This is a genomic window from Burkholderia cepacia (genome assembly GCF_029962485.1).
Lineage (GTDB): Bacteria > Pseudomonadota > Gammaproteobacteria > Burkholderiales > Burkholderiaceae > Burkholderia.
Window position 1 is genome coordinate 1,838,377 of sequence record NZ_CP073637.1, and the last position, 20,385, is coordinate 1,858,761.

Here is a 20,385-nt window from a genome sequence, read left to right on the forward strand (position 1 = left end):
TCGTTCCGGTATCAATTGCGCTGAAAACGGTATTGGCGTGCACGCGGCGCGCTCGTCAGACTGTCGGCATCGACGACCAGGCATTTCCGATGAACGACAGGACCACGCGCATCGCGTTCTTTCTCTGCGGCTTCGCCGCGTTTCTCAATCTCTATTCGACGCAGGGCATCCTGCACGAACTCGCCGAGGCCTTCGGCGTCAGCGCGGAGCGCGCAGGGCAGGGCGTAAGCGCGACCACGATGGCTGTCGCCATTATCGCGCCGTTCGTCGGCGTGCTGGCCGCGCGCATCGAACGGCGCGTCGCGATCTCGCTGGCGGCGATGGCCGTCGCGTTGCCGGTCGTCTGGTCCGCGCACGCGGCGGGCTTTGCGTCGTTCCTCGGCGCGCGCTTCGCGGCCGGGCTGGTCATGCCGTTCATCTTTGCGCTGTCGATCGCCTATATCGGCGAACGCTTCGATCACGGCACGTCGGCCGAGATCAGCGCGCTGTTCGTCGCCGGCACGACGCTCGGCGGTTTCGCCGGCCGCTTCGTGACGAACCTGCTGACGTCGATGTGGGGCTGGCGGCATGCGCTCGATGTCGTCGCGGCGCTGTGTCTCGTCACGGGCGTCGCGATATACGCGAGCCTGCCGGCGTCCGGTGCGGTCGCGCGGCGGGTGTCGGGCCGCGATACGGATGCGGGGCCGTCGTGGCGCATCGTCACGCGCGGCCCGCTGCTCGCGTCGTTCGCGATCGGCGCATGCGTGCTCGCGTCGCAGGTGGCGACGTTCACGTTCGTCGGCCTGCGGCTCGCGCGGGCACCGTTCGGCTTCGGCACGGTCGAGATCGGCGCAATCTATGCGGTGTTCCTCGTTGCGGTGATCGTGACGCCGCTGGCCGGGCGCCTCGCGCGGCATCGCGGCCCGCGCGCGCCGGGGCTCGCGGCAGCCGCGCTCGCGATCGGCGGGGCGTTGCTGACGTTGTCGGACAGCGTGCCGGTGATCCTGGCCGGCCTCGCGCTCAGCTCGACCGCCGTGTTCGTCGAACAGGCGTCGGCCAACACGTTTATCTCGCAGGCGGCGTCGAGTGCGCGCTCGACGGCGATCGGTATCTACCTGTCCTGCTATTACTTCGGCGGCAGCCTCGGCTCGATCCTGCCGGTACCCGGCTGGCACCGGTGGGGATGGGCCGGCTGCGTCGCCTTCGTGGTCGTCGCGCAGGCCATCGTCGGCGTGCTCGTGTATCGGTTCTGGCGCACCGGCGGCACGGCCGGCATCGCGCATGCCGGCGCGCGCGACGGTACGCTCACGCGCTAGCCGAAATCAGCGATACCAGCGCGGCGTATAGACCCATTCGCGCGCATTGCCGATCGCGAAGCGCCGCGTCGTCGACGAGCCAACGATCACCATCGTACGCATGTCGACCTGATCGCCGCGCAGTGCGCCGAGCGTCGTCGTCGCAAGCGTCGCGCCCGGCCGGCCGATGTCGCGGCCGAGCACGACCACCGTGTCGGCCGCACGGTGCGCGCGCACGATGTCGAGCGCACGGTCGAGCTGCCACGGCCGCGCACGCGAGATCGGGTTGTAGAACGCCATCACCAGATCGGCCTGCGCCGCATGCCTCAGGCGCGTCTCGATCACGTCCCACGGCTTCAGGTTGTCCGACAGAGAAATCGCGCAGAAGTCGTGGCCGAGCGGCGCGCCTGCCTGCGCGGCCGTCGCGAGCGACGCCGAGATGCCGGGTTCGACGCGCAGGTCGACCGCGGCCCACTGCGGGTTGCGTGCTTCGTCGAGCGCCTCGAGCACGGCCGCGGCCATCGCGAACACGCCGGGGTCGCCGGATGACACGACCGCGACGCGCCGGCCTTCGGCCGCCAGTTCGAACGCATGGCGTGCGCGCTGCATTTCCTCGCGATTGTCGGTGCCGTGCACGCGCTGGTCGCCGCGGAAGGGGCCGGCCATGTTCACGTAGGTCGTGTAGCCGAGAATGTCGGTCGCTTCCGCGAGCGCGGCACGTGCGGCCGGCGTGAGCCACGCGGCGGCGCCCGGGCCGAGACCGAGCACGGTCAGGCGGCCGCGCGCACGGCCGAGCGTGGCGGGATCGACCGGATACGACGCCACCGCGCATGCGAGGCCGTTCGATGCCGGGCGCAGCGTGTGTGCGACACGCAACGTGCGGCCAAGCAGCGTGCCTGAATCGGCTTGCGCGTCGCTGTCGGTGTCGACGAAACGCAGCGGCACGCCGAGCGCTTGCGCGGCTTCCTCCAGCGTGGAGTTGCCGATCGCCGATGCCGGCGCGACGATGGCGGCGAGTGCCAGCCGCGCGAGACCTTGTGCGTCGAGCATGGCTTCGATGCGCGCGACAAGTGCGTCTTCCGCGTGTACTGCATCCTCGGCAACACCGACCACCACGCTGCGTGGATGGATCACGAGTTCATCGCGTGTGCCGCGCCATGCATCGGGCGTCACGCGGATCGCATGCGCTGCCGCATCGTCGCGCGGCAGCGCGACATCGTCGAGCCACGCCGCCGCGCCGTCGACGCGCGTCGAGGCACCCGCGAGCAGGTCGGACACGAAGCGCTTGCCCTGTGCGAGATCGGCCAGCGCATAGCCTTCGGGCGGATTGAGCACGCATGCGCCGAAGCGCAATTCGCCACTCGTCGTGATCGCGGGCGCGACGCCGATGCATTCGGCGATTTCGCGCGCGATCACGTTGACGCCCGTCAGCCCGCCGAGCAGCGGCACGACGGCCGAGCCGTCTTCCGCGACCGCGAGCACCGGCGGCTCGACGCCCTTGTCGGCAAGCGCGGGCGCGAGGCAGCGGATCACGATGCCGGCCGCGCACAGTGCGACGATCGGCAGGCCGCGCGCATAGAGTTCGCGCAGGTGTGCGCCGAGGTCGTCGAACGGCACGTCGGCATCGATGCGCGATGCGAGGCCATGCACGAGGGCGCCCGGGTAGCGCGCCTGGATGCGTCGCGCGGTGTCGAGCGCGCCCGCACCGAGAACCACGATCGCGGGCGGGGTCGTCATCCTTGCCATTTTTCCCCCGGCACGACGAGCAGCGAGAAATACGGCGACGCCATCGGGTCGACCGCGTCGAGCGGCACGATGCGCTGGTTCGCCATCGTCGCGCGCTCGACGTACAGCGCGCGTTTCGCGAGCCCGAGTTCGTCGAGCACGCGCCGCACCTTGTCGAAATTGCGGCCGAGTTTCATCACGACGGCCGCGTCGGCCCGCGCGAGCCGCTCGCGCAGCTCGTGCTCGGGCAGCACGCCGGACAGCACCGACAGGCTCTGGTTGCGATAGACGAGCGGCTGGCCGAGCACGGCCGTGCCGCCGAGCATCGCGCATACGCCCGGGATCACCTCGGTGTCGTAGCGCGGCGCGAGGCGGTCGTGCAGGTACATGTACGAGCCGTAGAAGAACGGGTCGCCTTCGCAGATCACCGCGACGTCGCGTCCCGCGTCGAGGTGTGCGGCGACGATCTCGGCTGCGGTGTCGTAGAAGTCGGCGATCACCGTCTCGTAGCAGAGCGGCGGCGGCAGTGCTTCGGTCGTCACCGGATAGACGAGCGGCAGTTGCGTCTGCCCGTCGAGCAGGTGCGCTTCGACGATGCCGTACGCATTGCCTTTCTTGCCCTTCGCGACGAAATAGGCGACCACGGGCGCCGCCTGCAGCACGCGCAGCGCCTTGATCGTCATCAGTTCAGGATCGCCGGGGCCGACGCCGACTCCGAACAGGCGTCCGCGCGCGGTCGTCATTCGACCTCCGTCGCGAGCGCGTTGACCGCGGCGGCAGCCATCGCGCTGCCGCCGCGCCGGCCGAGCAGCGCGACGTACGGCACGCCGCGGCTGTCGGCATCGAGCATCGCCTTCGATTCGGCCGCGCCGATGAAGCCGACCGGAAAACCGAGGATCAGCGCGGGGCGCGGCGCGCCGGCGTCGAGCATGTCGAGCAGGTGGAACAGCGCGGTCGGCGCATTGCCGATCACGACGACGCTGCCCGCGAGATGCGGGCGCCACAATTCGAGTGCGGCGGCCGAGCGTGTGTTGCCGAGATGGCGCGCGAGATCGGGCACTTCCGGCTCGCCGAGCGTGCAGATCACGCGGTTGTCGGCCGGCAGCCGCGCGCGCGTGATGCCTTCGGCGACCATCCTCGCGTCGCACAGGATCGGCGCGCCGGCCGCGAGCGCCGTGCGGCCCGCCGAGCCGGCGCCGGCCGAGAAGCGCAGGTCGTAGACGACGTCGACCATCCCGCACGCATGGATCACGCGCACCGCGAGTTTCTCGAGGTCGGGCGGAACCTGCGACAGGTCGGCCTCGGCGCGGATCGTCGCGAACGACTGGCGGTATATTTCCTGCCCGTCGCGAATGTAGTCAAGCATCGGTGGTGTCCTGGCTGTGCCGCGCGCCCGTCAAACGGGCCGCGGCCTGGTCAATCGTCAGATGGCGCGCGAGCGGGGCGCCGAGGCCCTCGGCCGCGTCGCGCCGGTAAAGGTCGTAATGCGCGGGCGCCACCGCGACGAGCGTATGCGTCGCGGGATGCGGCAGTGCGCAATGGCGTTCACAACCGGTCAGGTGCACGTCGACCGGATGGCCGATGCGCGCGGCGAGTGCGAGTGCGTCGTGTTTCGTGTCGGCGCGTGCTTTCGCACAGCCTGCGCTGCCGGTGCAGGCGACGAGCGTGGCAAGCGGGTCCGATGGCCGGCACACGAGGCCAAGCGACGCGAGTGCGTCGAGCGTGGCCGGTGCGCGTTCGTTCGGCACGCCGTGCAGAAACACGCCTTGCCACGGTGTCATCGACAGCGTGCCGTCGCCATCGGCTTCGGCCAGCGCGGCGAGCCGTTCCAGCTGCGTCGCGTCGAGCCGCCCGAGCACGCATTGCGCGCCGACGCTGCCGCGCGCCGTATCGAGCGACGGGCGCATGCCGAAACGCAGTGCCCAATCGGTGCTCGTGCGCCGCCAGCTGGCGAGCGCGGGATCGGCCGTGAGCGGGAAAGTCAGGTAGTGCTGCGCGCGTTCGAGTAACGCGCGTTCGCCGTACGTTGCCAGCAACGCGCGCATCCGCGTGACATCGGCTGGCGCGAGATCGAGGAACGCGAGCAGCAGTGCGCGGACCAGCGCGACCGCCTGATCGGGCGACACATCGACCGACGCAGGCCGGTCGCCATCCGCGACCGGCGGGCAGCCGGCCAGCCCGGCCGCGATGCGTACCGCGCCGTCGGCACGGCGCCACGCGGCCAGCCAGATGTCGTGCGGATGATCGAGCGCCGCCACCGATTCGCCGCCGTCGAGCTGGATCGAGAATTTGGGCGACAGCTCGCCGCGGCGCGGCTCGCTGGCCAGCATGTCGAGCAGCGGAATGGCGATTGCGTGGCTGTCGATGAGCGCGGCGGGATCGTGCCCGGCGAGCGGGCTGAGCATGATGTTGCGGACGTCGTCGCTCGCGGCGAGCGCGGCCGTATCGTTGGCCGAACCTGCCGCTGCCTCGGCCCGCGGGCCGAGCCCCGCATCGAGCAACGCGCGCGTCAGCGCGTCGGCGGCACCGTCGCGAATGCCGCGCAGCTGGAGATTCGCGCGATTGGTCGCGTCGATCGCGCCGGAGCCGTACGCACGTGCGGCGGCGGCAATCGCGCGCGCCTGGCGCGCATCGAGCCGGCCGCCCGGCAGCTTGATCCGGCACAGCCCGCCGTCGGCGGCCGCGACCACGCGCACGAGCCCCGGGCAAGCCGACGGGCGCACGACGGGCGACGCAGGAATCGAATCGGGGGCGGAACTCAACGGGATACCGGGACAGTGTCGCGCCGCGGCCAACGCATCGGTACACCCCGCCCGACGCCGACTGGCACGCACGCACTTTCTGGCCGGCAGGTCTCCTGGCTGACAGGTCGGCGCCGGCTCCCGGCCTTCCCGGTGAAACCAGTGGCATGAAGGGGAGATCGGCTCGCTGTCTACAGTTGCGGGGGCAGCCACAGCGGCGCGTGGCGCGCCCTGTGTTCCCTCTTCGGCCCCGAAGGGCACCGGCGAACGAACGGCCGTAGGATACCCGATTTTCACGACGCTCCGGCATCGGCGGGTTTGCCCTGCAGCCGCGTCGCAGCACGGCTGTGGCGGATTGCGCGAGCGCGCGCGGATGGTACGATTGGCGGCTCGACATCCGACCGGCGATCCGCCGGGATCCGCAATGATGAAACTCGGCAGGACGGAGCTGTTCGGCATGGGGATTGCGCTGGCCTTGCTGGGCATCCCCGCATGGATGCTGCTCGCATTCACGCTGATTCCGTTTGCGCCGTCCGCGCAGTGGCCGAAGAATGTCGGGCTCGCCGGCCTCGTCGTGCCGATCGTGGCCGGCGGAACCTGGCTGTTCAGGCGAGGCGGTGTGCGGCCACTCGTGTGGCTGCTGCTCGGCTGGCTGCTGGTCGCATCGATCGCCGGCATGTATCTGACCTTGCTGAACTACCTCGGCGGCGCGCCGCACGGCTGACATCGCGGCCGCATCGCGCGTCCGGGCAGGCGGTGGCGACGGGCGTCAACGAGTCAACGCGCGGCAGCACGACGGCCGCGCATCGCAACAAATTGCAGGGAATCGAACGATGGGGAAGGGTGCATGACGGCGTGGCTGACGGTAGTGGGCATCGGCGACGACGGTTACGCGGGGCTTGGGCGCAGCGCACGACGCGCGCTGCTCGACGCGACGCTCGTCGTCGGTGCGAAACGGCATCTCGACATGCTGCCCGCACGGCTGCGTGCCGAACGCGAAGCGTGGCCGTCGCCGTTCGATCTCGCGAGCGTGCTCGCGCGGCGCGGCTCGCCCGTTTGCGTGCTCGCGAGCGGCGACCCGATGCTGTTCGGCGTCGGCGCGACGCTCGCGCGCCAACTTTCCTCCGATGACTGGCGTGTGCTGCCCGCACCGTCGTCGCTGTCGCTCGCGGCTGCGCGCCTCGGCTGGGCATTGCAGGACGTCGGCGCGGTCTCGCTCGTCGGCCGTCCGCTCGCGACGCTTGCGCGGCATCTGCTGCCGGGCCGGCGCCTGTTCGTGCTGAGCGCCGACGGCCGCACGCCGGCCGCCGTCGCGGCCGAACTTGCCGCGCGCGGCTTCGGGCCGACGCGCATCAGCGTGTTCGAACATCTGGGCGGTCCGCTCGAGCGGCGTCTCGACGGCCTCGCGCAGGACTGGGCCGTTGCGGAAACGGCCGCGCTCAATCTCGTCGCGCTCGACTGCCAGGCCGGCCCCGACGCGCCACGTCGCGCGCTCACGCCCGGCCTGCCCGACGATGCCTACCGCCACGACGGCCAGCTCACCAAGCGCGACCTGCGCGCGATGACGCTCGGGCGCCTCGCGCCCGCACCCGGCGAACTGCTATGGGACGTCGGCGCGGGCAGCGGTTCGATCGGCATCGAATGGATGCGTGCGCATCCGTCCTGCCAGGCGATCGCGATCGAAGCGCATGCGGAACGGCAGCGCTTCATCGAACACAACCGCGACGCGCTCGGCGTCCCGGGCCTGCAGCTCGTCGCGGGCCGCGCGCCCGACGCGCTTGCAGGGCTCGCGACGCCCGACGCGATCTTCATCGGCGGCGGTGCGACGGCGCCCGGCGTGCTCGACGCGTGCTGGGCATCGCTGAAACCCGGCGGCCGGCTGGTCGCGAACGCGGTCACGCTGCAAGGCGAGATGGCGCTCGCCGCGTGGCGCGACGCGCACGGCGGCACGCTCACGCGCGTGTCGCTCGCGCATGCGGAACCGCTCGGCCGCTTCGACACGTGGCGCCAACCGCTGCCGGTCACGCTGTATGACGTGCGCAAGCCCGACACGGCCGAGGTGGCCGATGCGATCGACCCGGCCGGTGCGTCGAACCCGCCGAACGCAGTGGACGCGTGATGCGCGACGAAACCCCCGAACAACCCGCGCCGCTGCGTTTCGGCTATACGACCGGCAGCTGCGCGACCGCGACGTCGCTCGCGGCCGCGCGGCTGCTGCTCGCGGGCGAGGCGCACGATGCGGTCGAGATCGTGCTGCCGAAAGGGCAGCGCGTGATGATGCGGCTCGCGTTCTGCCGGGTCACGGCCGACGGCGCCGAAGCCGGCACGATCAAGGATGCCGGCGACGATCCGGACGTCACGCACGGTGCGCTGATCTTCGCGCGCGTCGCGCTCGCGGCGGCGCCCGGCGTGCGTTTTCACGCGGGGCCCGGCGTCGGCACGGTCACGCGCGCGGGGCTGACGCTGCCGGTCGGCGAACCGGCGATCAATCCGGTGCCGCGCCAGATGATGACGACCCACCTCGAAGCACTCGCAGCCGAGCAGGGCTATGCGGGCGGCTTCGACGTGACGATCGGCGTCGAAGGCGGCGAGGCGCTCGCGCTGAAGACGATGAACCCGCGCCTGGGCATCGTCGGTGGGCTGTCGATCCTCGGCACGACCGGCATCGTGCGGCCGTTCTCGTGTTCGGCCTATATCGCGTCGATCCACCAGGGGATCGATGTCGCACGCGCGAACGGCATCGCGCATATCGCCGCGTGCACGGGCAACGCGAGCGAGGACGCGATGCGCGCGCATTACCACCTGCCCGACATGGCGCTGATCGAGATGGGCGATTTCGCGGGCGCGGTGCTCAAGCACCTGCGGCGCGCCCCGGTCGCGCGCCTGTCGATGTGCGGCGGGTTCGGCAAGCTCAGCAAGCTCGCGGCCGGTCACCTCGACCTGCACAGTCGTCATTCGAGCATCGACCTGCCGCTGCTCGCGCAATGGGCGGCCGAAGCCGGCGCGAGCGATGCGCTGCAGGCCGCGATGCGCGCCGCGAACACGAGCCAGGAAGCGTTGAAGCTTGCGCAGGCCGACGGCGTGCCGCTCGGCGATCTCGTCTGCGCGCATGCGCTGCGCGTCGCACGCGATATCGTGCCGCCGTCGGTCGACGTCGAGATGTTCGCGATCGACCGCCAGGGCCGCTTCGTCGGGCAAGCGCGATGAGCGTACGCATCCTGCTGCTCGGCGGCACCGGCGACGCGCTGAAGATCGCACGCGCGCTCGGCCCGCATCACGTCTATAGCCTGGCCGGCCTCGGCAAGGTGCCCGACGACCTGCGCTGCGACGTGCGCGTCGGCGGCTTCGGCGGGGCCGCCGGGCTGGCCGCGTATCTGCGCGACGCAGGCATCGGCCTCGTGATCGACGCAACGCATCCGTATGCCGCACAAATCAGCGCGAACGCCGCTGTCGCGACGCGCGACACGGGTGTGCCGCTGTGGGCGCTGCGCCGCGCGCCCTGGACGCCGCAACCGGGCGACGACTGGCGAATGGTCGACGACTGGGCCGGCATCGAGGCCGCGCTCGCCCCGTTCAGGCGGCCGCTGTTCACGCTCGGCCGCGAACCGCTCGCGCACCTCGACACGATCCCGCCACACCAGTTCTGGCTCGTGCGCTGTCTCGACGCGCATCCCGGCAACGCGCATGCGCAGATCGTCGCCACGCGCGGGCCGTTCACGCTCGACGGCGAACGTGCGCTGTTCGCGCTGACGGGCATCGACGTCGTCGTCAGCAAGAACAGCGGCGGTGCGGCCACCGAGGCCAAGCTCGATGTCGCGCGCGAGCGCAGGCTGCCGGTCGTGATGCTGCGCCGGCCGCCGCTGCCCGATGCCGATCGCGCGTTCGACTCGGTCGCGGCACTGCTGGACGCACTCGATCCGGCCGCGCGCGCATGACGCGGCACGGCGGATCATCCAACGAATTGACGGAGAATTTTCGATGACGGTGTATTTCATCGGCGCGGGTCCCGGCGACCCGGAGCTGATCACGGTGAAGGGCCAGCGCCTCGTGCGCACCTGCCCGGTGATCCTGTATGCGGGCTCGCTCGTGCCGGCGGCCGTGCTCGACGGTCATCGCGCGGAGCAAGTCGTCAATACGGCCGAACTCGACCTCGACGCGATCGTCGCGCTGCTCGCGGCCGCGCATGCGAAAGGGCAGGACGTCGCACGCGTGCATTCGGGCGACCCGTCGCTGTACGGTGCGATCGGCGAGCAGATCCGCCGGCTGAAGGCGCTCGGGATTCCGTACGAAATCGTGCCGGGCGTGACGGCCACGGCCGCTTGCGCGGCGACGCTCGGCGTCGAGCTGACGCTGCCCGGTGTCGCGCAGACGGTGATCCTCACGCGCTTCGCGGGCAAGACGACGATGCCGGAAGGCGAAGCGCTCGGCGCGCTCGCCGCGCACCGCGCGACGCTCGCGATCCATCTCGGCGTGCGCCATCTCGCGCGTATCGTCGACGAAGTGCTGCCGCATTACGGCGCCGCTTGCCCGGTCGCGGTGATCTATCGCGCGAGCTGGCCCGACGAGGAACGCGTGACCGGCACGCTGGCGGACATCGTCTCCAAAGTGCAGGGTACGCAGATCGAGCGCACCGCGCTGATCCTGATCGGGCGCGTGCTCGACGCCGAAGGGTTCGCGGATTCGACGCTGTACGCGAGCGCGGGCAGCTGACGCGAGGCCGATTGCCTAGGCGCGTGCGACCTGCCGCGCCAGCCGCGGTGCAAACCCGGCCGCCAGCGCGAACAACACGACACACAGGCACGCCATCGCGATCCACGCGGGCGTCAAATCCGCGAGATGCTGGCGCACGAGGCCGGCCGCGAACGGAAACAACCCGGCGATCAAATAACCGACACCCTGCACGAACCCCGTCAGCGACGCGGCATCGGCCGGCGTCGCCGCATGGTCGACCGTGACGATCAGCGACAGCGGAAACAGCGCGCCGATCCCCGCGCCCATCAGCAGCGCGGCCGGCAGCGCAAGCGGTTCGGGTGCGGCCAGCATCACCAGCAAGCCGACGAACAACGACGCGATCGCCGCATGCAGCGCGGGCCGGCGATCGGGCAGGCGGTCGATTGCCGCCGAGATCGTCAGCCCCGCGACGACTTCCGCGAGCGTCACGCCGCCGAGCAGGCTGCCGGCTGCCGTCGGCGACCAGCCGAGCCGCATGTAGTACGGCGGCAGCCACGCGAGCACGAGCGTGTACGCGCCGGTCGCCACTCCGAAGAACAGCGCGAGCCGCCACGCGCGCGGCGAGCGCGACGGCTGCGCATGCGTTGCCGACGCCGGCCCGGCGGCGAGCGCATTGCCGCCGCGGCTCGCCAGCGGCCAGGCCAGTGCGGCGAGCGCCGCCGGCAACGCCCAGCCCGCGAGTGCGGCAAGCCAGCCCCAGCGCGCTGCCGCTAACGGCGCGACGACACTCGCCAGCACCGCGCCGCCCATGATCGACGTCGAATAGACGCCCATCGCGCCGCCGATGCGTGTCGCGAAATGCGCCTTCACGAAACCGGGCAGCAGCGCCTGCACCATCGCGATCCCGATGCCCGCACAGCAGGCGCTCGCGAGCAGCAGCCACGCGTGCTGCGCGCCGATGCGCGACACGCAGGCCAGCCCGATCAGCGCGACGCCGAGCCACACGCCGCCCGCGATGCCGGTCACACGCTGCAGGCGCCGCGCGCTCAGTGCGCCGAGCCCCATCAGCAGGATCGGGATCGTCGTCAGCAGGCTGGCCGCGCTGTCGCCGAGGCCGGTCGCGCGCTGGATCATGTCGAGCAGCGGGCCGACCGCGGCCAGCGCCGGCCGCAGGTTCAGCCCGACGAGCACGATGGCGGCAAGCCGCCATCCGGGGGAAGTAAAGCGATTCATCGCAAGGCCCTCGATATCGGTGCGCGGCTGCCCGCGAGGCGCCGCGCGTTTTTCAGGTAAAGTATCTCGACATCAAGATAAATGCTGATTTATCTCGACGTCAAGATAACTGGTGAGCCGAGGAGGGTTAATGGATCGAGCCGCGCATGCGCTCGCACAATGGCGCGCCGAGCGTCCGGATCTGGACGCGTCGTCGATGGTCGTGATGGGGCGGCTGCAGGAAGCCGCGCTCGTGATCGCGCGAGACCGCCTCAATCCGCTGTTTGCGCGCTACGGGATGCAGCCGGGCGAATTCGACGTGCTCGCGACGCTACGGCGCGGCGGGGCGCCGTTCGCGCTGACGCCGACCGCGCTGTACGACGCGTTGATGATGTCGTCGGGCGGAATGACCGCGCGTATCGACCGGCTGCAGAAAGCTGGCTGGGTCGAGCGCCGGCCGAACCCGGCCGACGGGCGCGGCACGCTCGTTGCGCTGACGGACACCGGTCGCGCGCTGATCGATGATGCGGTCGTCGCGCACATCGACAACCAGCGCGCGCTACTGGCCGCGCTGTCGGAGGCGGAACAGGCGCAGTTGTCGCAATTGCTGGGCAAGCTGCTGGCCGGGCTGGAAGGCGAGGCGCAGGACGCATGAGGCGTGCGCCCCGCGCGGGCAAAAAAAATGCCCGCCGCGCAATGCGGCGGGCGTGAGCAGACACGCGTGCCGCACCGCGCGAGCACGCGCTGCGGCGTGGCCGCTCAGCCGCGTGCCGGGATGTTGAGCCCGCGTGCGACGGCCGGACGTGCGACGAACGCGTCGAGCGCGCGCTTGACGTTCCGGAATTCGCTGAAACCGACCAGATCGCCCGCTTCGTAGAATCCGACGAGGTTGCGCACCCACGGGAAGATCGCGATGTCGGCGATCGTATAGGTATCGCCCATCACCCACTGGCGGTTAGCGAGATGGGTGTCGAGCACGGCGAGCAGGCGCTTGGACTCGTCGACGTAGCGGTCGCGCGGGCGCTTGTCCTCGTAGTCGCGACCGGCGAACTTGTGGAAGAACCCGACCTGGCCGAACATCGGCCCGATGCCGCCCATCTGGAACATCACCCACTGGATCGTCTCGTAGCGGCCGGCGAGATCCTTCGGGATCAGCTGGCCGGTCTTGTCCGCGAGATAGAGCAGGATCGCGCCCGATTCGAACAGCGGCAGCGGCTTGCCGTCGGGGCCGTTCGGATCGATGATCGCCGGGATCTTGTTGTTCGGGTTCAGCGACAGGAATTCGGGCGACAACTGGTCGTTCGTGTCGAAGCGCACGAGATGCGGCTCGTACGGCAGGCCGGTTTCCTCGAGCATGATCGACACCTTGACGCCGTTCGGCGTCGGCAGCGAGTAGAGCTGGAGACGGTCGGGATGCTGGGCCGGCCACTTGTGCGTGATCGGGAAGGCGGACAGGTCGGGCATGAAGGTTCGCTCGTCGAAGTGAAGGATCCGCGCTCCGCCGCGCTGCCACACGGATGGACCGCGGCGCGGCGGCGGGCCGGAGCGCGCCGAAAACGCCCACTGTAGCCGATCCCCGGAATCGATGCAGGCGTCGGCCCGCTCGTGCCGCGCCATCCCGCCTGAAGCCGCCCGAAGCCGCCCGAAGCCGCCCGAAGCCGCCCGAAGCCGTCAGAAGTTGTGCCGCAGCCCGATCATCGCGGCCGTCGTGCCGACGCCGGGCGCGACCGGCTGCCCGTACACGAGCATCTGGTCCATCGTGCCGCGGTTGTTCACGCGGCCGACCTGCGCATAGACCATCGTCCGCTTCGACAGGCTGTAGTCGGCTGCAAGCACGACCGCCGTCGAGCGGTTTTCCGAGCGGTTGCGGTCCTTCAGGTAGTACACGGCGGACGTGACCTGCAACGCGGGCGTGAAGCGATAGCCGACGCCGGCCGACAGCATGTCGAGGTTCACCTTGTCCGCGTGCGACGGATTCCTGCCGTTGCCGTACGACGCCGACACCGAAAAGTCGTGGATCGTGTACTTCGCGCCGACGTAAAAGAAGCGGTTGTTGTCGACGCCGGTCGGCGCGACGCCCGGCGCCGGATTCGTGTCGTGCCCGTTGTAGTAGACGGCCGACGCGTTCAACCCGTAGTTCGCATACCTGAGCACGACGGATTCGCGCGTGCCGCCCTGGAACTGCCCGGCGACGCCGCCCGGCGCGTATTCGAGCGCGATCGACGCGCCCGCGAACGTCGGCGACTGGTAGACGAGCGCGTTGCTGTCGTACAGCGCGCCGATCGCGCCGTTGGTGCTCGTGCCCGGCCAGCCGGCTGCGGTGTTCAGGCCGAGCCAGGCGGTCAGCACGCTGCCGAAGAACTGCGCGTTGCGCACGTCGGTGTCGGCCATCGCGTAGATCATCGGCACGATCTGGCGGCCGGCCGTGAACGAACCGAACGGGCCCGACACGCCAAGCGACGCGACCTGGTTGAAGATCGCGACGGCGCCCGGCGTGTCGCTCAGTTGCAATTTGCCGGTGCCGCTGTCGAACGAACCCTGCAGCTTGAAATTGACCTTGTAGCCGCCGCCGATGTCCTCGCTGCCGCGAATGCCCCAGAAGCTCGAATAGATGCCGCCGTCCTTCATGCGGAACACCTTGCCGGTATTCGGCGCGCTCGGGCTGAACGACGCGGCCGACGTGCTCTGGTACAGCAGGCCCGAGTCGATCACGCCGTAGAGCGTGACGGAGGATTGCGCGTGCGCGAGGGCCGAACAGCCGGCAAGCGCCGCGAGCGCGGCCAGTTTCGTCTTCATGGAGTCTCCGGGGTTGTCGTGGCCGGAACGGGTTCGAGCCCGTCCCGGTAAAGCGGGGAAACATCAAGGCAGGCGGGCAGGCGCGACATGGGGCGCCGGTGCGAGCCGTGCGGAAAGACTACGCAACGGCGCGTGGCCGCTCCCCCCCATGCGCGGGGGGCAGGGTTGCGGAGAATCGAAGGGGGAGGGCAGCTACGCTGCCGCGGGAGGCCGGCTCAAACGCGCGTCAAGGCGCGCTTTCGAGCAGCCCGAGCACCAGCGCACGGCGCACCGCATGCTTGCGCGAGCTGGCGTCGAGCTTGCCGAACAGGTTCTTCAGGTGCCATTTCACGGTTTCCTCGCCAACAGCGAGCGCGACCGCGATCTCCTTGTTCGAGAGGTTGCGCGCGAGCAGCTCGAGGATCGCGCGCTCCTTCGGCGTCAGCACGACGCTCGGCACCGCGCGCGGGCTCGCCACGCCGCGCGGCGCGGGCGGCACGATGCGCGGCTGCGGCAGCGCGTGCCGCGCGGGGCCGTCGCCGGCGGCCGCCTCGTCGCCGACGCGACGCGCCCAGTCGGCGACGGCCGGATGCGCGTCGGCGAGCGTGCGCGTGAGCCCGAACATGTCGGCGAGATTCATCGCCTCGTCGAGGAGCGCGCGGCCGCCGCGCCCCGACTGTTCGAGCGCGAACGCGCTGAGCGCCATGATCTCGATGCGCTCGCGCCCCATGCTCATTTCACGCGCCAGCACGGCCGCTTCGTCGAGCGCCGCGCTCGCATCGTCCCAACGGCGCGCGGCGAGCGCCGCGCCCGCGTGCGCGGTCGCCTGCAGCAGCACGACGGGGCGACGCCACAGCGGCCCGTGCGACGGAAACTCGGCCGCGGCGATCGCGTCGATCCGCTCGACGAGCGCATGGCAGGTCGCCTCGCGATAGCGCGCCGCGTGGATGCGCACCTGTTCGGCGAGGCTCGCGACCGACAGGCGCGGGAGCCGGCGCGCGACACCCATCGCATCGAGCGCTTCGAGCAGGTCGATCGCGCGGTGTTCGACACCGCGCAGCAACGCGATGCGCGCGGCTGTGCGATAGCCGAGCAGCACGGTGTCGGGCGTGCCGGCGTGTTCGAGCACGTCGAGCCGGTTCGCGAGCAACGCGGCGGCCTGGTCGACGCGGTCGGCCTCGTACGCGATCGCCGCGCACATCGCCGCGAGCATGCAGGTCAGCGGATGGCGACGCCCGAGATCAGCTTCCGCGCGCGCCAGCGCCGGCGCCAGCACGTCGTCCGCGAGCCGGATCTGGCCTTCGCGCAAGTAGCTCAGGCCCGTGATCAGCTCGCCCCAGCGCGCGACGTAGCCGAACCCGGCCGCCGTTTCACCGCGCGGCGCGGCCTGCTGGAACCGGCGTGCCTGCGCCGGTTCGCCGACGATGATCGCGCGCGCCGACAGCCGGTTCGCGTGCATCTGCGCGAGCCACGTCGCCGGCGGCGGCGTGAAGTCGGCCCACGGTTCGAACAGCTCGACGAAGCGGTCGATTTCGTCGGCGTAATACGCGGCCGCGCTCAGGATCAGCGCGCATTCGTAGCGCATCGCGGCCGGTGTGCCGTTATCCGCGAGGATGCCCGCGATCTGGCGCCGCGCTTCGACATGACGCTCGCCGAGCGCCAACGCCCACGCAACCGCAATCCGCAGCGTCGGGCGCTTGTCGAGCTCCGCGTCGGGCAGCAGGGCCAGCCAGTCGAGCACGTCGTTGATGCGGCCCTGCTTGATCGCATCCTCGAGGCAGCGCTGCGCGAGCGCGTATGCGGTCTCGAACTGGCCGGCCGCGTACGCGTGGCGCGCGGCTTCCTCGGTCATCCCGTGTGCGTCGAGCCATGTCGCAGCGCGTGCATGCAGCGTGCTGCGCTCGGCGTCGGCGCGGGTGGCCAGGCGGTCGCGCAGCGTGTCGCGCACGAGCGGATGCAGCCGGCACCAGTCCGAATCGTCCGAGGCAATGAACAGCGGCGTATCGCGTGCGAGCCGCGCGAGCCGGTCGGGCGCGTGCGCATCGTCGAGCAGCGCCGCGCACAGCGACGGATGCAGGCGATCGGCGACGCTCGTGCGCGTCAGGAACGCGGTGTCTTCCGCCGACTGGTTCGCGAGCAGCAGCTCGACGAGCCGGTCGCGCGTGCCGTCCATGCGTGCGGCGAGCGCATCGACCGCCTGGCGCGGATCGGCCGAGCGCGCCATCGCGGCCATCGCGAGCTGCAGCCCGAGCGGCCAGCCGTCGACGCGCTCGAACAGCCGCGCGCACGCGTCGGCGTCCACCCGTTGCGCAAAACGCGCGCCGACCAGCGCGATCGTCTCGTCGAGCGTGAAGCGCAGCCAGTCGGGGCCCGCGAGCGTGCATTGCCCGCCGGCGAGCAGGTCGCCGGCCGCGTGATCGAGCCCGCGCCGCGCCGCGACGACGACATGCAGGTTCTGCGGCGCGTTGTGCAGCACGTAGGTCAGCGCTTCGAGGCCGGCGGCCGGCAGCCGCTCGGCGTCGTCGACGATCAGCAGCGCGTCGATCGACAGTTGGGCGACTTCGGCGAGCCACGCGGTCAGGCCGTCCAGCGCGCGCGCCGCACCGCCCGGGACCAGTCGCCCGAAGCCCGGTCGCGCGCAACCGGTGCGCACCGCCTGGACGAGCCCCTGCAGCAGCCGCGGTGCGTCGTCGCGCTCGTCGGCCGACAGCCACACGACCGCGCGGCCGAGCGCGAGGGCCTCGCGGCGCCACTGCGCGAGCAGCGACGTCTTGCCGTACCCGGCCGGCGCCTGCACGAGCGTGACCGGCCGGCCGTCGAATGCTGGCGCGGCGAGGCTCAGCCGCGCGCGGGCGAGCAACTGCGCCGGCACACGCGGCGCGGTCGTCTTCAGGACCAGTTCGGTGGGGGGCGCGTCGGCGCGATCGGGTGGGTGGGCCATCGGGCTGCTGTCGGAGTCCGGCGCCGGCCGTGCAGGCCGGCGTCCGGGGTGGGCGTGGGGGGAAGGATCGGTCGAACCGCGCTCGCCCGTCAATCCCCCCCGAGACGAGTGGGGCCGCCCCCGCGCCGCGTCGATAGCATGGGTTCCGATGCATGACGAACACCACGAGGAGCCCACCCATGAAGATCGTATCGACCGGCACGCGGCGCAACGCGCCGACCGCCGGATAAGCGGAGCGGCACGATGTACCGCCATCTGCTCGTGATGGTCGACGGCGTGCCCGGCGGCATCGACGCGATCGGCCATGCGCTCGAACTGGCGCGCGCGGTCGGCGCACGCGTCACGTTCGTGCTGCCCGGCACCGCGCCGGACTCGCGTTTATCCGGAGCGCGGCTGCCGGAACACGGTGCGAAAGTGGAAGCCGCCGCCCGGGCGCAGGGCCTGTCCCATGCGATCGCGGGGGCCGGCCATCCGGGGGCCGGCCACCCGGCAAGCGGCGACGCATCGCCCGGCGCGCTTGCCGGCACGCTCGGCTGCGACCTGATCGGCGTCGCGGCGCTGCCGCCCGATGCCGATGCGGTGGCCTGCGCGCAGCGGCAGCAGTTGCTCGCGACGAGCGGCGTGCCGGTGCTCGTCTGCACGTCGCACCGGACGCCCGCCGAGGCGCGCGTGATGGCGCGTTGCCTCGACGCGCATCGCATGGTCGGCGTGCTGCTGCAGGCGCTGATGGCGTCCGGCGCAGCCACGAGCGGGCCGCAGCGGCAAGCAGTCGACGCGCAGCGTGCGCTGGCCTCGCTCGCCGCGCTGCAGAACGCGCGTTTCGGAACGGACGCCGAAGCGCGGCTCTTCGCGGTATTACGTGTCCGCGCGGAGTGCGTCGCGGCCGAACTGGACGAACTCGACCGCCAGCGGCAACGTGATGCGCAGGCGCTCGACGCGCTCGGCCGGATCGCCGCGGACGGGCTGCCGTCGGCCGCATTCGATGCGGCGCTCGCGCGCTATGCGCACGGCGCGTTCGAGCAGATGGGGCGGATGGAAGGCGTGATTTTTCCCGCCGCGCGGCGCTACCTGGGCGACGCCGACTGGAGCGAACTGGACGAACCGCCGGTGGACCGCGCAACCGCGACGCCGCCCGGCATGAATGAACCCGACGATGCGCGACGCGCATCGGACTGACAACATACGGAGAACACGATGGCACATGCAGTGCGATTCCACGAAACCGGCGGCCCCGACGTGCTGCGCTGGGAAGCAGTCGACGTCGGCGATCCGGGCGCCGGCCAGGTGCGCCTGCGGCACGAGGCCGTCGGACTGAATTTCGCCGACACGTATTTCCGCAGCGGCCTGTATCCGGTGCCGCTGCCGGCCGGCATCGGCGTCGAGGCGGCCGGCGTGGTCGACGCAGTCGGCCCCGGCGTGACGAACGTCGCCGTCGGCGATCGCGTGACCTACACGGGCTTCCTGAACACGCTCGGCGCGTACAGCACCGAGCGGCTGATCCCGGCCGCGCCGCTCGTCCGGCTGCCGGCCGGCATCTCGTGCGAAACGGCCGCCGCGATGACGATGCGCGGACTCACGTCGGCCTACCTGCTGCGCCGCATCCACGCGTTCGCGCCGGGCGACACGATCCTGCTGCATGCGGCCGCCGGCGGCGTCGGGCTGATCGTGTCGCAATGGGCGAAGCTGCTCGGGCTCACGGTGATCGGCACCGTGTCGAGCGAGCACAAGGCCGCGATCGCCCGTGCCCACGGCTGCGACCATACGATCGACTACAGCCGCGAGGACGTCGCGAAGCGCGTGCGCGAACTGACGGACGGCGCGGGCGTCGACGTCGTGTTCGACAGCGTCGGCAAGGACACGTTCGAAGGCTCGCTCGATTCGCTGAAGCGGCGCGGGCTGATGGTGTGCGTCGGCACCGCGTCGGGCCCGATCCCGCCGTTCGATCCGCAGCGCCTCGCGATGAAGGGCTCGCTGTACCTGACGCGCCCGGCGCTGGCCGACTACATCGCCGATCCGGCCGAAAAGAACGACCTGGCCGGCGAACTGTTCGCGCACGTCGCGGCCGGCCGCATCAGGATCGAGATCAACCAGCGCTATGCGCTGCAGGATGCCGCGCAGGCTCACCGCGATCTTGAATCGCGCAAGACGACCGGTTCGTCGGTGTTCATCGTCTGAGGAGACGCGCATGCGAGTCGAACCCCTGACCTGCGCGATCGGCGCGGAACTGCTGGATGTGAGCCTCGCCGACGCCGTGCACGACGACGGCCTGTTCGCCGAGATCCGCGCGCAGTTGCTGCGGCATCGCGTGCTGTTCCTGCGTGACCAGGACTTCACGCGCGCCGAGCACGTTGCGTTCGCGCGGCGCTTCGGCGAGCTCGAGGATCATCCGGTCGCCGGCAGCGATCCCGAGCACCCGGGGCTCGTGCGGATCTACAAGTCGCCCGACCAGCCGAACGACCGCTACGAGAATGCGTGGCACAGCGATGCGAGCTGGCGCGTGGCGCCGCCGTTCGGCTGCGTGCTGCGCTGCATCGAGGGTCCGCCGGTTGGCGGCGACACGATGTGGGCGAACATGGTGCTCGCATACGAGAACCTGCCTGACCACGTGAAGCAGCAGATCGCCGACTTGCGCGCGCGCCACAGCATCGAGGCGAGCTTCGGCGCGGCGATGCCGATCGACCGCCGCCTCGCGTTGAGGGCGCAGTACCCGGACGCCGAGCATCCGGTCGTGCGCACGCATCCGGAAACCGGCGAGAAGGTGCTGTACGTGAACGCGTTCGCGACGCATTTCACGAACTTCCACACGCCCGGCCGCGTGCGCTTCGGCCAGGATGCGAACCCCGGCGCCGGCCAGTTGCTGCAGTACCTGATCAGCCAGGCCTATATCCCCGAATACCAGGTGCGCTGGCGCTGGAAGAAGAACAGCGTCGCGATCTGGGACAACCGCAGCACGCAGCATTACGCGGTGATGGACTACCCGCCGTGCGTGCGCAGGATGGAGCGCGCGGGCATCGTCGGCGACGTGCCGTTCTGAGCGCGCCCGCAC

General features: G+C 71.0%; 18 protein-coding genes and 1 riboswitch. Of the genes, 10 read left to right on the forward strand and 8 right to left on the reverse strand.

Annotation, left to right across the window (positions count from 1 at the left end):
• Positions 1-89 precede the first annotated feature (89 nt).
• A complete protein-coding gene (locus KEC55_RS08475) occupies positions 90-1,295 on the forward strand; it encodes an MFS transporter (RefSeq protein ID WP_282504960.1) in 1,206 nt (401 codons plus the stop codon).
• 6 nt (positions 1,296-1,301) lie between these two features.
• Here the strand turns inward: KEC55_RS08475 and cobJ are convergent, their stop codons facing one another.
• Genes cobJ through cobG form a run of 4 tightly spaced genes read right to left on the reverse strand, consistent with a single transcriptional unit; the run spans position 1,302 to position 5,722 of the window.
• Positions 1,302-3,011 (reverse strand): precorrin-3B C(17)-methyltransferase, encoded by a 1,710-nt coding sequence (cobJ, locus tag KEC55_RS08480; protein ID WP_282504961.1) that lies wholly within the window; start codon positions 3,009-3,011, stop codon positions 1,302-1,304.
• Positions 3,008-3,742 (reverse strand): precorrin-2 C(20)-methyltransferase, encoded by a 735-nt coding sequence (locus KEC55_RS08485; protein ID WP_282504962.1) that lies wholly within the window; start codon positions 3,740-3,742, stop codon positions 3,008-3,010. The genes cobJ and KEC55_RS08485 overlap by 4 nt, the downstream gene beginning before the upstream one ends.
• Positions 3,739-4,365, reverse strand: coding sequence for a precorrin-8X methylmutase (locus KEC55_RS08490; RefSeq protein ID WP_282504963.1), 627 nt, complete (start codon positions 4,363-4,365; stop codon positions 3,739-3,741). Before KEC55_RS08490 ends, KEC55_RS08485 begins: the two co-directional genes overlap by 4 nt.
• Positions 4,358-5,722, reverse strand: a complete 1,365-nt coding sequence (cobG, locus tag KEC55_RS08495) for a precorrin-3B synthase (RefSeq protein ID WP_282507505.1) — start codon at positions 5,720-5,722, stop codon at positions 4,358-4,360. Before cobG ends, KEC55_RS08490 begins: the two co-directional genes overlap by 8 nt.
• Positions 5,723-5,829: 107 nt before the next feature.
• Positions 5,830-6,020, reverse strand: a riboswitch (cobalamin riboswitch).
• Between the two features lie 147 nt (positions 6,021-6,167).
• On the opposite strand from cobG, the gene KEC55_RS08500 reads away from it, so the two are divergent.
• The 5 genes from KEC55_RS08500 (at position 6,168) to cobM (ending at position 10,450) form a co-directional block, all read left to right on the forward strand.
• Positions 6,168-6,464, forward strand: coding sequence for a hypothetical protein (locus KEC55_RS08500; protein ID WP_282504964.1), 297 nt, complete (start codon positions 6,168-6,170; stop codon positions 6,462-6,464).
• Positions 6,465-6,587: 123 nt separating this feature from the next.
• Positions 6,588-7,859, forward strand: coding sequence for a precorrin-6y C5,15-methyltransferase (decarboxylating) subunit CbiE (gene cbiE, locus KEC55_RS08505; protein WP_282504965.1), 1,272 nt, complete (start codon positions 6,588-6,590; stop codon positions 7,857-7,859).
• Positions 7,859-8,947 (forward strand): cobalt-precorrin-5B (C(1))-methyltransferase, encoded by a 1,089-nt coding sequence (locus KEC55_RS08510; protein WP_282504966.1) that lies wholly within the window; start codon positions 7,859-7,861, stop codon positions 8,945-8,947. Before cbiE ends, KEC55_RS08510 begins: the two co-directional genes overlap by 1 nt.
• Positions 8,944-9,675 (forward strand): cobalt-precorrin-6A reductase, encoded by a 732-nt coding sequence (locus KEC55_RS08515; protein WP_282504968.1) that lies wholly within the window; start codon positions 8,944-8,946, stop codon positions 9,673-9,675. Before KEC55_RS08510 ends, KEC55_RS08515 begins: the two co-directional genes overlap by 4 nt.
• 43 nt (positions 9,676-9,718) lie before the next feature.
• The gene (gene cobM / locus KEC55_RS08520; protein WP_282504969.1) at positions 9,719-10,450 is read left to right on the forward strand and encodes a precorrin-4 C(11)-methyltransferase; all 732 of its coding nucleotides are present in this window, start codon (positions 9,719-9,721) and stop codon (positions 10,448-10,450) included.
• 15 nt (positions 10,451-10,465) lie between these two features.
• Here the strand turns inward: cobM and KEC55_RS08525 are convergent, their stop codons facing one another.
• Positions 10,466-11,644, reverse strand: coding sequence for an MFS transporter (locus KEC55_RS08525; RefSeq protein ID WP_282504970.1), 1,179 nt, complete (start codon positions 11,642-11,644; stop codon positions 10,466-10,468).
• Positions 11,645-11,774: 130 nt separating this feature from the next.
• On the opposite strand from KEC55_RS08525, the gene KEC55_RS08530 reads away from it, so the two are divergent.
• The gene (locus KEC55_RS08530; RefSeq protein ID WP_282504971.1) at positions 11,775-12,278 is read left to right on the forward strand and encodes a MarR family winged helix-turn-helix transcriptional regulator; all 504 of its coding nucleotides are present in this window, start codon (positions 11,775-11,777) and stop codon (positions 12,276-12,278) included.
• Positions 12,279-12,382: 104 nt separating this feature from the next.
• On the opposite strand, the gene KEC55_RS08535 is transcribed toward KEC55_RS08530, so the two are convergent.
• The 3 genes from KEC55_RS08535 to KEC55_RS08545 all read right to left on the reverse strand — a co-directional run bounded on the left by KEC55_RS08535 (position 12,383) and on the right by KEC55_RS08545 (position 17,339).
• Positions 12,383-13,087 (reverse strand): glutathione S-transferase N-terminal domain-containing protein, encoded by a 705-nt coding sequence (locus KEC55_RS08535; protein WP_282504972.1) that lies wholly within the window; start codon positions 13,085-13,087, stop codon positions 12,383-12,385.
• A gap of 207 nt (positions 13,088-13,294) precedes the next feature.
• On the reverse strand, positions 13,295-14,419 hold the full coding sequence (locus KEC55_RS08540) for a porin (RefSeq protein WP_282504973.1): 1,125 nt from the start codon (positions 14,417-14,419) through the stop codon (positions 13,295-13,297).
• A gap of 226 nt (positions 14,420-14,645) precedes the next feature.
• Positions 14,646-17,339: a LuxR C-terminal-related transcriptional regulator gene (locus KEC55_RS08545; RefSeq protein ID WP_282504974.1), complete on the reverse strand. Its 2,694-nt coding sequence runs from the start codon at positions 17,337-17,339 to the stop codon at positions 14,646-14,648.
• 243 nt (positions 17,340-17,582) lie between these two features.
• On the opposite strand from KEC55_RS08545, the gene KEC55_RS08550 reads away from it, so the two are divergent.
• The 3 genes from KEC55_RS08550 to KEC55_RS08560 are packed head-to-tail and all read left to right on the forward strand — an operon-like array spanning position 17,583 to position 20,373.
• Entirely contained in the window at positions 17,583-18,515 is a 933-nt protein-coding gene (locus tag KEC55_RS08550; protein WP_282504975.1) for a universal stress protein, read from the forward strand.
• Positions 18,516-18,533: 18 nt separating this feature from the next.
• On the forward strand, positions 18,534-19,514 hold the full coding sequence (locus KEC55_RS08555) for a quinone oxidoreductase family protein (RefSeq protein WP_021159633.1): 981 nt from the start codon (positions 18,534-18,536) through the stop codon (positions 19,512-19,514).
• 10 nt (positions 19,515-19,524) lie between these two features.
• Entirely contained in the window at positions 19,525-20,373 is an 849-nt protein-coding gene (locus KEC55_RS08560) for a TauD/TfdA dioxygenase family protein (protein WP_282504976.1), read from the forward strand.
• Positions 20,374-20,385 lie beyond the last annotated feature (12 nt).